This is a genomic window from Enterobacter cloacae complex sp. R_G8 (assembly GCF_024599795.1).
In the GTDB taxonomy this organism is placed as follows: domain Bacteria; phylum Pseudomonadota; class Gammaproteobacteria; order Enterobacterales; family Enterobacteriaceae; genus Enterobacter; species Enterobacter dissolvens.
Window position 1 is genome coordinate 4,655,100 of sequence record NZ_CP102246.1, and the last position, 14,144, is coordinate 4,669,243.

Here is a 14,144-nt window from a genome sequence, read left to right on the forward strand (position 1 = left end):
TCCTTACTTCACATCTTGCGGGAAGTGCGCTTTGATCACTTCCAGCAGTTTTGGGCCGAAATCCGCAGGGGAGAGCATATTGCGTACCCCCACGACATACTTGTTGCCAGAAACGCTAATTTCACCGGCGATATGGGTAGACGCGATGATGATATCGGCGCCGTTCAGTTCACTTTTGTATTCACCCACCGCGCAGCTGTTCACCGTGTGGTCAATGTTTGACTGGGTTAAAAACTGGTCCACTTTCATCTTCATGATCATGGAGCTACCTTGCCCATTGCCACACACAGCCAGGATACGTACGGTCATAATCGAAACTCCTTAGTGAGCAGAAACTTCTGCTGTTTGTTTTTCCGCATCTTCTTCAGCTCGCAGAGAACGGCCAGCGAAGAACATATAAGCCAAGGCAATCAGGATAATGACGGCCATAAAGGCCAGCCCGACGGACGCAAAGCCCTGCATCATTGGCGGGGCCAGGATTGACCAGTCCGCCATGCCCATCCAGGCGCTCATACCGGTGAGCTTGACCGCCCACACGCAACCGAAGATCTCCACCATGCCCATCACCAGACAGATCTTGAGCGCTGCACGCCAGCCGCCAAAGTGGTTAGCAAAGACGCCAATGGTGGCGTTGGAGAAGAACATCGGGATAAAGCCAGGAATAATCAGAATGGATGAGCCGCAGCCGACCAGAATGCCTACCGCAATCAGTTGGCCGATGGTGCCCCACATAAAGCCCCATACCACCGCGTTTGGCGCAAAGCTGTAGATAGCCGCACAGTCAATTGCCAGTACCGCACCAGGAATCAGGCGTTGAGAGATCCCGTTGAAGGCTTCAGAGAGCTCGGCAACAAACATGCGCACGCCCTGGGTAATGATGAAAATCGCCACCGCGAAGGAGAAACCGGTCTGCAGGATATAGACTGTCCAGTGTGTTTTACCCGCCATCGCCTGTACTACGTCAATCCCGAAGGAGAGCAGAATGGCGCCGAAGAAAATGGTCATTACGATCGCCGTGGAGACGATGTTGTCGTGGAAGATATTCAGCCAGCCCGGCAGCTTGAGGTCTTCAACGCTGTCCTCTTTTTTACCCAGATATGGCGCAACCTTGTAAGCGATCCACGAGGCGAACTGTTGCTGATGGCCGATGGAGAAACCGCAGCCGTCAGTCACTTCCTGCGTCGGCTTGTACATCATGTTGGAGGTGATACCCCAGTAAAGCGATACCAGCACAGCGGTGCAGATAATCGTGGTCCACATGGGGTAGCCGAAGATATAGAGAGACACCGCAATCAGCCCGGCCTGCTGGAACATAATGTGACCAGTCAGCATGATGGTGCGGATGCCGGTAATGCGGCGCAGCAGAACGTAAATGATGTTCAACGCCAGCGCGAGCAGTACCGCGTAGCCCACCCAACTGTAGGCATCGCCCATGCGGTCAATGGTGGCCATCATCGACGCGTAGGTGTCAGAGATGGCACCGTTGATGCCATACACTTCAGACATTTTGGCAACAACGGGTTTAAAGGTACTGGTCAGAATGCCTGAACCCGCCTGCAACAGCATGAAACCAATGATGGTTTTGATTGTGCCTTTGATGATGACGCTGACGCTTTTGCGCAGAAGGATGTAGCCCAGGCACGTCACGATACCCAGCAAAAGCGGGGCGTTAGTCATTACCTGATTAAAGAACACGGTAAAGACGTTGTAGAGGATCTCCATAACTCTCTCCAGAAATGAGAACACGAGGGGTAATCCCTGTTCGGTTGGTGCCATCACTCTATTAATCACAAATAATCACCACAAGATTGCATTTGATTATTTGTGACGTATCACGCAAATTATTTCCATGCTGTTAGTAATGATTTTCACTACCGATTCTGACGAATAAATTATTTCTTACAATTCATGCAATTAATCATTGATAGCGGATATTCTAACAACGTAAAAATGGATTATCTGTGACATGGCGAAGATAAATTTCCTCAATTTACTCGTTGCAAACCGATTCAAAGAGTGCCAGCATTAATCACAACAAATCACCTAATGATTACTTTTGATTAAACCAGGAGTCAAAACGATGAGTAAAGTGAACACCATCACCCGTGAATCATGGATTCTGAGCACCTTCCCGGAATGGGGCAGCTGGCTGAATGAAGAGATTGAGCAGGAACAGGTTGCTCCTGGTACGTTTGCAATGTGGTGGCTGGGTTGCACCGGCATCTGGCTGAAATCCGAGGGTGGCGCCAATATTTGCGTTGATTTCTGGTGCGGTACCGGCAAACAGAGCCACGGCAATCCGCTAATGAAAAAAGGTCATCAGATGCAGCGCATGGCAGGTGTAGAAAAATTGCAGCCGAACCTGCGTACCACGCCGTTTGTTCTTGATCCTTTTGCCATTCGCCAGATCGACGCCGTCCTTTCCACCCACGATCATAATGATCACATCGATGTAAACGTGGCGGCAGCGGTGATGCAAAACTGTGCGGACGACGTGCCGTTTATCGGGCCGCAGACCTGCGTGGATCTCTGGATTGGCTGGGGCGTGCCGAAAGAGCGCTGCATCGTCATGAAACCAGGCGACGTGGTGAAAATTAAAGACATTGAAATCCACGCGCTGGACGCCTTTGACCGCACCGCGCTGATCACCCTGCCCGCTGACCAGAAAGCCGCTGGCGTCCTGCCAGACGGCATGGATGAGCGAGCAGTAAACTATCTGTTTAAAACCCCTGGCGGTTCCCTGTACCACAGCGGTGATTCTCACTACTCCAACTACTATGCGAAGCATGGTAACGAGCATCAGATTGACGTGGCGCTGGGCTCCTACGGCGAGAACCCGCGCGGCATTACCGACAAAATGACCAGCGCCGATATGCTGCGCATGGCGGAAGCACTGAACACCAAAGTGGTGATTCCTTTCCACCACGATATCTGGTCAAACTTCCAGGCCGATCCGCAGGAAATCCGCGTATTGTGGGAGATGAAAAAAGACCGTCTGAAGTATGGCTTCAAGCCATTTATCTGGCAGGTAGGCGGTAAGTTCACCTGGCCGCTGGACAAAGACAATCTCGAGTATCACTACCCACGCGGTTTCGATGATTGCTTCACCATTGAGCCAGACCTGCCGTTCAAGTCATTCCTCTGATTGTGAAACCCCATCGCCAGACCTTGCGTCTGGCGATTTCATATTTATTTTAGTAATTTCACGCTATTTCAAATATCATCTTTTCAAATCAATTCTTATCGGAATAGCTCATGACGGAAGCGCAACGGCATCAAATATTACTGGAACTCTTGGCGCAAACAGGGTTTATCACCGTCGAGAAAGTGATCGAACGTTTAGGGATTTCCCCCGCGACGGCGCGACGAGACATCAATAAGCTGGATGAGAGCGGTAAGCTGAAAAAAGTCCGTAACGGCGCGGAAGCCATCAGCCAGCAGCGCCCTCGCTGGACACCGATGAACATCCATCAGGCGCAAAACCACGATGAAAAAGTGCGCATTGCCAGAGCCGCATCGCAGCTGGTCAACCCGGGTGAGAGCGTGGTGATCAACTGTGGCTCCACGGCATTTCTGCTGGGCCGCGAGATGTGCGGTAAACCGGTGCAAATCATCACCAACTATCTGCCACTGGCTAACTATCTCATCGATCAGGAACATGAAAGCGTGGTGATCATGGGCGGCCAGTATAATAAGAGCCAGTCCATTACCCTCAGCCCGCAGGACAGTGAAAACAGCCTCTATGCGGGGCACTGGATGTTTACCAGCGGCAAAGGCCTGACCGCGGATGGGCTCTACAAAACCGACATGTTAACTGCGATGGCTGAGCAAAATATGCTTAACGTCGTGGGCAAGCTCGTCGTACTGGTCGACAGCAGCAAAGTCGGCGAGCGTGCAGGGATGTTGTTCAGCCGCGCCGAGCAGATTGACATGGTGATCACCGGCAAACATGCCAATCCAGAGATCCTCCAGAAGCTGGAAGATCAGGGCGTCAAAATTCTGCGCGTTTAAAGATGCTGGCGGAAAAAATCCACCGTCGCGTCCAGCGCCGCTGGCGTGATACGGTGGCGAACCCCCACTTCCCACAGGCAGGTCAGGTTGCCGTCCAGCCCTTCGCGCTGTAGTGCCTGCTGGAGACGGAAGGTTTCGCCAGGGGGCACCACATCATCCGCGTCACCATGCCACAACAGCAACGGGCGATCGGCCAGACGCGGTAACGCCCGGGTCACTTCCCATTCGGCCAGCAACGCGTCAATCTCCGTCGCGTCTTGCGGTGGAAACAGCGTTTTTGACAATGACGTAAAATAGCCCGAGCCCATCAGGCACGCCACAGAGGTCACCTCAGGGTGACGGGCCATGATCCCGAGCGCCGTCATTCCCCCCATCGATGCGCCGGCCACCGCCAGCCGTTGATCCGCCACCAGCCCCGCCTGGTAAAGCGCATCGCGCAGCCCGGCAAATTCGCTCAGGCTACCGTGTAAAATCTGCCAGAACTGCCCCAGTCGCACCTGTTCATCACCGGTAAAACGTGCACCGTGATCGGGCGCATCCGGCATCACTACCCGAAAACCGGCCTGCGCCAGCGCCACCGCAAAGTAGCTGTAAACCAGCTTTGATGAGGTAAAGCCATGATAAAAAACCACAACAGGCAGCGGTTGCGCATGTTTCCCCGCAGGGATAGCGTGTAATATTTCATGATTGCCGAGGCGGCGAGTTTCAATTTCAATCATTGTCGACCCTGTGCTGATGAATGATTCATAATGTTGAGAACTGGATTACGCTTTCACGATATTTTCATTCGAAATATACGTACCAGATAACACTTCGGGAACATTCCCCCAAAACTAAATTCGCAGACAACTACACTATGGCTATCAGGAAACGAGATATGGTTATGCGCAGGTTTGCTACTTTATTGTTGCTGTTTCTGCTCAGTGGCTGTAGTGCGCTACAGGGGACACCGCAACCCGCTCCCCCGGTCGCCGATCATCCGCAGGAGATTCGTCGTAATCAGACGGAAGGATTACAACGAATGGGTACCGTCTCCGCGCTGGTTCGCGGATCCCCGGATGACGCAGAGGAGTCAATAAAGGCGCAAGCTGCCGCCGCTAAAGCAGATTATTACGTCATCATTATGATCGATGAAACCATCATTACGGGCCAGTGGTACTCACAGGCTATTTTGTACCGTAAATAACGATCTTCATTTGAACGACATTTACACTGCTTTGCGTCCATAGACATTTTCCTGTCCACAATAAACTCCATGCCCGCGACAATGGAAGTGAGTTTATTTGCGAAGGAGTGCCCGGCGGATACCGGAGAAATGTGAAATGGAGCTGACAATGAAACGAACTCTTGCTTTGACCTCTCTGTTGCTCTCGGCAGGCCTTGTGAGCACGACTGCACAGTCAGCAGAATTCGCCAGTGCTGATTGCGTCACTGGCCTTAATGAAATTGGCCAGATCTCCGTCAATAACATTTCGGGGAGCCCGCAAGATGTTGAACGTGTCGTGGCATTAAAAGCCGATGAACAGGGCGCTTCCTGGTATCGCATTGTACAGATGCAGGAAGATAACCGTAGCGATCATTGGCGCGTACAAGCTATTCTCTATGTCTAATTATCTCCGATAAAAGCCACTTATTTTTAGTGGCTTTTCGTTTTTGCAAATTTTTTATCTCCCTTCAAAGCCATAAAAAACAATTTGATAACATTTTGTTACATTTTTTAAGTAAATGTTAGCTCTGCCCTGCCGTTGAAAAGCCATACCTTTTCAATAATGAGCAATTTATGATCACCTTTTTTCGCCGTGCGGGTCTGGGCGCAAAGCTATCGCTTCTTACCGGTGTGAGTGTCGCCACGCTGTTTTTGCTTTTCACTTTTCTGCTCAGCCATAAAGCCAGCCAGCAGCTTGAAGCCCTTGCGGTAGAAGACCTGCATAACCAGTCCACCGGTATGGTTGATATGGTACAGATGTTTAACACCAGTCTGAGCGAAGAGGTCGAGAGCTATACCCGGCTGTTCACTACCTTTTTACCGCAGCCTTTGAGCGTCGACAGCAGTCAACTCCAGACCATTAACGGGCTTAGCGTGCCCCTTCTGAAAGGGGGAGAAACGGGCCTGCATGAAAACAATGCCCTTTCTGACGATTTCCTCAAGCGTACAGGGGCAATCTCGACCCTGTTTGTACGTAGCGGTAATGATTTTGTCCGTGTCGCCACCTCCCTGCGCAAAGAGAATGGCGATCGGGCAATGGGTACCGTTCTGGACACTGCCAGCCCGGCCTATGCGGCCGTCACTAAAGGCGAGGTCTATCGCGGTCTGGCGCTGCTGTTCGGCAAGCGCTATATCACCCAGTATCAGCCGTTCAAAAACGCAGAAGGCCAGGTCATTGGGATCATTTTTGTTGGTGTGGACCTCACTCACTCCTGGAACGTAATGCGCGAAAAAATCCTCAATCGCCGTTTAGGTGACAGCGGACACTTCTTCGTGCTGGATCGCAGCAACGGCAAAACGCGCGGACAGTTCCTGTTCCACACGAGCAGAGAAGGCCAGTTGCCTGAGTGGGACAGCGCCACCCAGCAGCAGTTGCTGAGCAATACCCCGGGTACGCTGGAACGCGTAAGTGAGGACGGTCGTATCGTGAAAATGGCCTACACGCCGCTGCCGGGCTGGAACTGGACCATTGTGGGGGAAGTGGATAAATCGGTCCTGCTCTCAAGCGTCACCACGATGCGGGATCGCTTCCTGCTGGCAGGCGTGGCGCTGTCAGTCCTGTTTGCCGCGCTGTTTGTCATCATCATTCGTCGCATGCTGACGCGCCCGCTGCGTAACGTCATTCACCTTGCCCGGCAGTATGCTGCGGGCGATTTGCGTGCCAGCCTGGCCGTTACCCGTCAGGACGAGGTTGGCCAGCTTATCGACGCCATCAACGGGATCGGCGGCGGTCTGGAAAAAATTGTCCTGCAGGTACGCGAGGCCGCAGGCGAGATCCATCTGGGGACCAACGCCCTGGCCTCTGATACCGGTGAGATCTCAGAGCAGATCAACAAACAGGCCAGCAGCGTTGAAGAGACCTCTGCGAGTATGGAACAACTCGCCGCAACCGTGCAGCAAAACGCGGCCAATATGGAACAGACGCAGCAGCTGGTGGGGGAAACCTCACGCGTGGTGCATCAGGGGGGCGAGACGGTGACGAACGCAGTCTCCACCATGGATGCTATTCGCGACGCCTCAAAGCGCATCGAGGACATCACGCGCGTGATTGAGTCGATTGCTTTCCAGACCAATATTCTGGCGCTTAATGCGGCAGTTGAAGCTGCACGCGCCGGCGAACACGGAAAAGGGTTTGCTGTAGTCGCGCAGGAAGTGCGCGCCCTGGCGGCACGCAGCGCTAACGCCGTGAAAGAGATTGAGCAGTTAATTGGCGACACGCTGAACAAGGTGAGTGAAGGCCATGCGCTCTCAGAGCAGACGCGTCTGGCGATGGATTCCATCATCGCGCACATCGATAACATCAACCAACTGGTGACCGGGATCAACCATGCATCCCGCGAACAGTCGGCGGGGATCCGTCAGGTGAATCTGGCCATGACCCATATTGGTGAAGCCTCCCACATCAACGCCGATCGCGTCTCGCGCAGCGAGCAAACGGCACAATCGCTGCGCGAGAAAGGGTCGCACCTGACCCAGCTGGTGAGCCTGTTCCAGCTTAAAAACTAGCCCACTCTGCCCGTGGCGCGCAGCAGCAGGTCACTTTGAACCTGCTCTGTCATCAGTGTGCCGCCACGGGTATCCAGCATCATACGGCACCAGGCCTGCGCGACAGGTGGGGATGCGTGCCGCAGCATCTGGCTTCCGGCGCCCAGCAGGAATAGCTGATGCGCAATCTCCCGGCCCTGCGCCTCCTGCGGTTTACGCAGCTTTTGCTGCAACTGTCGCCAGCTGCGATCGAAGTGCCTGTCCTGGCCTTTTACCTGCGCAAAATCCTCTGCCAGCAGATCGAACATACCCGGCTGCTTCGCCAGAACGCGCAGAACATCCAGACACATGATGTTCCCTGAGCCTTCCCAGATGCTGTTCACCGGCATCTCGCGATACAGGCGGGGGAGTTCACTCTCCTCGCAGTACCCGATGCCGCCCAACACCTCCATCGCCTCTGCCACAAACGGGATACCCGCTTTGCAGACGCTGAATTTCGCGGCTGGTGTGAAAAGCCGCGCCCAGGCCGCCTCCTGCGGATCGGCGCGTTTATCCCACGCCCGGGCAAGGCGAAACAGCAGCGCCGTTTGCCCCTCCAGCACCAGCGCCATGCGGCTCAGGACGTCACGCATCAGCGGCTGATCGATGAGGTTTTTTCCGAACGTCTGCCGCTGATGGGCGTGGTACAGCGCCACGGATAATGCCCGACGCATCAACCCATGGCTGCCCAGAGCGCAGTCAAAACGCGTTAACCCGCCCATGCGCAGGATCTGTCGTACCCCTTCCCCCTCTTCCCCTAACAACCAACCGGACGCATCCAGAAACTCCGCTTCACTGCTGGCGTTAGAGCGGTTGCCGAGCTTGTCTTTCAGCCGCTCCAGGCGCACGGCGTTGCGCTGCCCGTCAGGCAAAAAGCGAGGAACAAAAAAGCAGGACAACCCGCCTTTCGCCTGCGCCAGCACCAGATGCGCATCGCTTTGTGGCACGGAGAAAAACCACTTATGACCCACCAGCCGGTAGCTGCCGTCGCTGCACTTTTCCGCTTTGGTGGTGTTGCTGAGCACGTCCGAGCCGCCCTGTTTTTCCGTCATCCCCATGCCGATCAGCAGGCCGCGCTTTTGGGCTCCAGGGGCAAGGTGAGGATCATAACGATCGCTCAGTAGCGGCGTGAGCCAGTTCTGGAAAGGTTCAGGCAGCGCCTGTTGCAGCAGCGGCGTGGCGGCAAACGTCATGGTCACGGGACACAGCGTTCCGGCCTCAACCTGAGCATGCAACACGAAGCGCGCGGCGCGAGCGACAAAGGAGCCTTTACGCGCCTCCTCTTCCCACGCCAGGTTATGCACCCGGTTAGCACACAGCCCCTGCATCAGAAGATGCCAGGCGGGGTGAAAACGGACATCATCCAGCCGCTCACCGGTGGGGTCATAGCGGAGTAACTCCGGCGGATTGACGTTCGCCAGCCTGCCAAGCTCCAGTGACTCCGCCGTACCTAACTGCTGGCCGATACTGGCCAGCAGCTCGCTATCCCACTCCGCGCCTTCGCGAGCCACCGCGTCACGCAGGGCACAATCAGAGAGAAAAAGGTTGCTGTTCGAAAGCGGTGCGGGTTGGTTAAAAACGGTATGTGTTTGCCAGTGCATGCTGTCTCCCTCCTTCAGTGGCAATGAAGATAAGTATGGACAGACCCCGTGCACGCTGCATGGGAGTAAGGTCACACGGTAGCGATCCCGCTGATATCATTCGTGAAATAGCTCACAGAACATAAGAATAAACTATTTCATCACTTCACTTTTATTGAATAATTTATTCTTACCCCTTTCAGTGAGGAAAGTTATGCAACCGAATGCGCATAAGCGTGCGTTAATTGCAGGCTCCATTGGTAATTTCATCGAGTGGTATGAGTTTGCGGTCTACGGCTTTCTGGCCACCGTGATTGCAAAAAACTTCTTCCAGCTTGAAGGTGAGTCGGGGCTGACCAGCCTGCTCCTCACCTACGCCTCATTTGCCATCGCTTTCTTCTTCCGCCCACTGGGGGCGGTGGTGTTTGGCCGCATCGGCGACCGTATTGGCCGCAAACCGACGCTGATCATTGTGCTGGTGCTGATGACGCTCGCCACCGCCGCCATCGGTGTTGTGCCAGTCTATGCCAGCATCGGTATCGCTGCGCCGCTGATCGTTACGCTGCTGCGCATCCTGCAGGGATTGTTCGCGGGGGGTGAGTACGGTGGTGCCGTTTCCTTGATGACGGAATTTGCACCCCGCGGTAAACGTGGTCTGTATGGCGCATGGCAGTCGTTCACGGTGGCGCTGGGGCTGTTAGCGGGCGCGGGTATTGTCGCCTTGCTTTCTGCCTTACTGACACCAGAAGCCCTGCATGACTGGGGCTGGCGTATCCCATTTTTCCTGGCCCTGCCCATGGGGGTGGTGGCGCTCTGGTTGCGGGTGAGTATGGAAGAGACGCCGAGCTTCGTGCAGCAGCAGGAAAAACCGCTCATCGCACAGGCCAGTACCGTCGCCACAATTAAAGCGATCGTGATGGGAATTGGCCGGGTGATGGTCTGGTCGGCGGCGGGTTATACCTATCTGGTGATTATGCCGACCTATCTGCAATCGGCACTGCACACCGGATTTAACCAGGCACTGTTAATAGCCGTGATTTCGAATATCGGCTTTGCGCTCACCATTATTCCGTCGGGGATCCTGAGCGACAGGATCGGCCGCCGCACGGTAATGATTATCGCCACCACGTTACTGCTGATCCTCGCCCTGCCGCTGCTGAAAATTCTGCAGGCGGAGTCGAGTACCCTGGCGGTGAAAGCGATCGTGGTGTTGATTGCGGGCGGTCTGGTGGGCATGCTCGCAGGTCCAGGGCCGGCAATGCTCTCAGAGATGTTCCCGACGCGCGTGCGCTATACCGGGCTCGGTCTGGCGTATTCCTTGTCGAATGCCATTTTCTCGGGGTGTGCGGGGCTGATCATTACCGGGCTGATTAAAGAGACGGGAAACCTCGATATTCCGGCATATTACGTCATGGCGACGGCGGTGGTGAGTATTGTGGCGCTGATGACGCTCAGGAAGGATGACCATTTGCGGGCGCTGGAGGAGTGAGGTTGTCACCGTCTGGTGCCCTCACCCCGGCCCTCTCCCACCGGGAGAGGGAGAAAACACAAAAGGCCGTCCACAGGACGGCCTTGCTGTTTATTCTGCGCGCTGACGTACCGCTTCAAACAGGCAAATACCCGTTGCAACAGAAACGTTCAGGGACGACACGCTGCCCGCCATCGGGATGCTGATCAGCTCATCGCAGTGCTCGCGCGTCAGGCGACGCATGCCTTCACCTTCCGCCCCCATCACCAGCGCCAGTCGGCCGGTCATTTTGCTCTGATACAGGGTATGATCTGCTTCACCGGCGGTACCGACGATCCAGATATTCTCTTCCTGCAGCAGACGCATGGTGCGCGCCAGGTTGGTGACGCGGATCAGTGGAACGTTTTCCGCTGCACCACAGGCCACTTTCTTCGCCGTCGCGTTCAGCTGTGCAGAACGATCTTTCGGCACGATCACCGCATGAACGCCTGCCGCATCAGCACTACGCAGACACGCGCCGAGGTTGTGCGGATCGGTCACGCCATCAAGGATCAGGAAGAACGGGTTATCCAGTGCAGCAATCAGATCCGGCAGATCGTTTTCCTGATACTGACGACCTGGCTTCACGCGGGCAATAATTCCCTGGTGAACCGCACCTTCACTTTTCTCATCCAGGAACTGGCGATTGGCCAGCTGGATCACCACGCCCTGCGCTTCCAGTGCGTGGATCAGCGGCATCAGACGTTTGTCTTCACGCCCTTTCAGAATAAACACTTCCTGAAAACGCTCCGGTGCGCGCTCCAGCAGGGCCTGCACCGCGTGGATGCCGTAAATCATTTCACTCATTGATGATTCTCATAATAGGTAATTCCCCCTCTCCCCGTTGGGGAGAGGGTCAGGGTGAGGGGAGGATTTACTCCGCCTGCTGTTTCTTCGCTGCACGCTTCGCTTTGGTCGCAGCAGCAATTTTCTGCGTTTTCGCAGACGGCTTTTTCGCCTTGCGAGCCTCTTTCTTCGCCGCTTTTGGCTTCTGCTTTTTCTCACCGCGGAACGCGCTGTCCGGCTCGAAGTTTACTTTCTTGCCCGCCTGACGACGTTTGCCGCTCGCGTTGCCGTTACCGCCTTTTTTCGCCTTCTCACGCGCGGTTTTCCCTACGTTACGCGGCGCGCGCTCGCTGGAGATCAGGCTGAAGTCAATCTTACGCTCGTCCATGTTGACGGCTTCGACCTTCACTTCCACCCGATCGCCAAGGCGATAGGTCTGTCCACCCGATTCGCCAATCAGACGCTGCCCGACCTGGTCGAAACGGTAGTAGTCGTTATCCAGACTGGAGACATGCACCAGACCGTCGATAAACAGCTCGTCCAGACGAACAAAGAAACCAAACCCGGTCACACTGGCAATGACGCCTTTGAAAATGTTACCGACCTGATCCAGCATAAAGTCGCATTTCAGCCAGTCAGAGACTTCGCGCGTCGCTTCATCGGCACGGCGCTCGGTCATGGAACAGTGCTGACCCAGTTGCAGCATCTCTTCCATGGAATAGTGGTACCCGCCGGTTTCAGTCGTGTTTCCTTTATGGCCCTGCTCCTGCGCCAGCAGATACTTGATCGCGCGGTGCAAAGACAGGTCCGGATAACGACGGATCGGCGATGTAAAGTGGGCGTAAGACTGCAGCGCCAGACCGAAGTGACCACGGTTTTCCGGATCGTAAATCGCCTGCTTCATGGAGCGCAGCAGCATGGTCTGCAGCATTTCTGCATCCGGGCGATCGCCAATGGATTCCAGCAGCTCGGCATAATCGCGCGGCTCTGGCTTGTTACCGCCAGGCAGCTCCAGACCGAGTTCAGCCAGTACGGAGCGGAACGCGGTGATCGCTTCCGTCGACGGTTTATCGTGGATACGGAACAGCGCGGGTTCCTTGGCTTTCTCGACGAAACGGGCCGCCGAAATGTTCGCCAGGATCATACACTCCTCGATCAGCTTATGTGCATCGTTACGCTGGGTCTGTTCGATACGCTCAATGCGGCGTTCAGCGTTAAAGATAAACTTCGCCTCTTCGCTTTCAAACGAGATCCCACCGCGCTCTTCGCGTGCCTGATCCAGCGTTTTGTAGAGGTTATGCAGCTCTTCGATATGTTTGACCAGCGGCGCATACTGCTCACGCAGATCCTGGTCCCCCTGCAGCATATGCCAGACCTTGGTATAGGTCAGGCGCGCATGGGAACTCATCACCGCTTCGTAGAACTTGTAACCGGTTAAGCGACCTTTACTGGAGATGGTCATCTCGCAAACCATACACAGGCGATCAACCTGCGGGTTCAGGGAACAGAGGCCATTGGAGAGCACTTCCGGCAGCATCGGTACCACCTGAGACGGGAAGTAGACCGACGTACCACGGCTGCGCGCTTCGTTATCGAGTGGCGTGTGGGGACGAACGTAATAGCTCACGTCCGCGATAGCAACCCACAGACGCCAGCCGCCACCGCGTTTTTTCTCGCAGTATACGGCGTCATCGAAGTCACGGGCGTCTTCACCATCAATGGTGACCAGCGGCAGACTGCGCAGGTCCACACGTCCCGCTTTGGACTCTTCCGGAACCTCTTCCTTCAGGCCCACAATCTGCTCTTCAACCGCTTTTGGCCAGATGTAAGGGATCTCATGCGTACGCAAGGCCATATCAACAGCCATGCCGGTACCCATGTTATCGCCCAGCACTTCCACAATTTTCCCTACCGCTTTGGTGCGACGCGTTGGACGCTGGGTAAGCTCCACCACCACCACAAAGCCCATGCGCGCGCCCATCACCTCTTCAGGCGGGATCAGGATATCGAAGCTCAGACGGCTGTCATCCGGTACCACAAAGCCTACACCGGCATCGGTAAAGTAGCGGCCAACGATCTGGCTGGTTTTTGGCACCAGCACACGAACCACACGTGCTTCGCGACGACCTTTACGATCGGCACCCAGCGGCTGCGCCAGGATCTGGTCGCCATGGATACACATTTTCATCTGTTCGGATGAGAGGTAGAGATCGTCTTTACGGCCCTCTACGCGCAGAAAACCGTAACCGTCGCGGTGACCAATGACGGTCCCTTTCAGCAGGTCGAGGCGTTCTGGTAGCGCATAGCACTGGCGGCGGGTAAAGACCAGTTGCCCGTCGCGCTCCATAGCACGCAGGCGGCGGCGAAGGGCTTCAGTTTGCTCTTCACCTTCAATGTTTAATTCAACAGCAAGTTCTTCACGATTGGCGGGTTTTTCGCGTTTTGTTAAGTGTTCAATGATGAACTCGCGGCTGGGAATAGGATTCGCGTATTTTTCAGCTTCGCGTTCCTGGAAAGGATCATGTGACAT

Annotated in this window: 12 protein-coding genes; 6 read left to right on the forward strand and 6 right to left on the reverse strand. The window is 55.1% G+C overall.

Annotation, left to right across the window (positions count from 1 at the left end; all coding sequences use genetic code 11):
• Positions 1-3: 3 nt before the first annotated feature.
• Both ulaB and ulaA read right to left on the reverse strand, forming a co-directional pair.
• Entirely contained in the window at positions 4-309 is a 306-nt protein-coding gene (gene ulaB, locus NQ842_RS21960) for a PTS ascorbate transporter subunit IIB (RefSeq protein ID WP_004109091.1), read from the reverse strand.
• Positions 310-321: 12 nt separating this feature from the next.
• Positions 322-1,722, reverse strand: coding sequence for a PTS ascorbate transporter subunit IIC (gene ulaA, locus NQ842_RS21965; RefSeq protein ID WP_046887400.1), 1,401 nt, complete (start codon positions 1,720-1,722; stop codon positions 322-324).
• Positions 1,723-2,080: 358 nt separating this feature from the next.
• Here ulaA and ulaG point away from each other — a divergent pair, with 358 nt between their 5' ends.
• Both ulaG and ulaR read left to right on the forward strand, forming a co-directional pair.
• A complete protein-coding gene (gene ulaG, locus NQ842_RS21970) occupies positions 2,081-3,145 on the forward strand; it encodes an L-ascorbate 6-phosphate lactonase (RefSeq protein ID WP_010427455.1) in 1,065 nt (354 codons plus the stop codon).
• Between the two features lie 110 nt (positions 3,146-3,255).
• Complete coding sequence (gene ulaR / locus NQ842_RS21975) at positions 3,256-4,011, forward strand: HTH-type transcriptional regulator UlaR (RefSeq protein WP_013095301.1); 756 nt, start codon at positions 3,256-3,258, stop codon at positions 4,009-4,011.
• Here the strand turns inward: ulaR and yjfP are convergent.
• Positions 4,008-4,730, reverse strand: coding sequence for an esterase (gene yjfP, locus NQ842_RS21980; protein WP_248042252.1), 723 nt, complete (start codon positions 4,728-4,730; stop codon positions 4,008-4,010). The genes ulaR and yjfP overlap by 4 nt on opposite strands.
• A gap of 137 nt (positions 4,731-4,867) precedes the next feature.
• Here yjfP and bsmA point away from each other — a divergent pair, with 137 nt between their 5' ends.
• From bsmA to NQ842_RS21995, 3 genes are all read left to right on the forward strand, one after another.
• Positions 4,868-5,197, forward strand: coding sequence for a biofilm peroxide resistance protein BsmA (bsmA, locus tag NQ842_RS21985; RefSeq protein WP_072203615.1), 330 nt, complete (start codon positions 4,868-4,870; stop codon positions 5,195-5,197).
• A 136-nt stretch (positions 5,198-5,333) separates the two neighbouring features.
• Positions 5,334-5,621: a DUF1471 family protease activator YjfN gene (yjfN, locus tag NQ842_RS21990; RefSeq protein WP_043951556.1), complete on the forward strand. Its 288-nt coding sequence runs from the start codon at positions 5,334-5,336 to the stop codon at positions 5,619-5,621.
• A gap of 170 nt (positions 5,622-5,791) precedes the next feature.
• Positions 5,792-7,723, forward strand: coding sequence for a methyl-accepting chemotaxis protein (locus NQ842_RS21995; RefSeq protein WP_257256333.1), 1,932 nt, complete (start codon positions 5,792-5,794; stop codon positions 7,721-7,723).
• Here NQ842_RS21995 and NQ842_RS22000 read toward each other — a convergent pair.
• Complete coding sequence (locus NQ842_RS22000) at positions 7,720-9,342, reverse strand: isovaleryl-CoA dehydrogenase (protein ID WP_013095296.1); 1,623 nt, start codon at positions 9,340-9,342, stop codon at positions 7,720-7,722. The genes NQ842_RS21995 and NQ842_RS22000 overlap by 4 nt on opposite strands.
• Before the next feature lie 193 nt (positions 9,343-9,535).
• On the opposite strand from NQ842_RS22000, the gene NQ842_RS22005 reads away from it, so the two are divergent.
• Complete coding sequence (locus NQ842_RS22005; RefSeq protein ID WP_257256334.1) at positions 9,536-10,810, forward strand: MFS transporter; 1,275 nt, start codon at positions 9,536-9,538, stop codon at positions 10,808-10,810.
• A 90-nt stretch (positions 10,811-10,900) separates the two neighbouring features.
• On the opposite strand, the gene rlmB is transcribed toward NQ842_RS22005, so the two are convergent.
• A complete protein-coding gene (rlmB, locus tag NQ842_RS22010; RefSeq protein WP_014830386.1) occupies positions 10,901-11,635 on the reverse strand; it encodes a 23S rRNA (guanosine(2251)-2'-O)-methyltransferase RlmB in 735 nt (244 codons plus the stop codon).
• 67 nt (positions 11,636-11,702) lie between these two features.
• On the reverse strand, positions 11,703-14,144 hold the full coding sequence (rnr, locus tag NQ842_RS22015) for a ribonuclease R (RefSeq protein ID WP_013095293.1): 2,442 nt from the start codon (positions 14,142-14,144) through the stop codon (positions 11,703-11,705).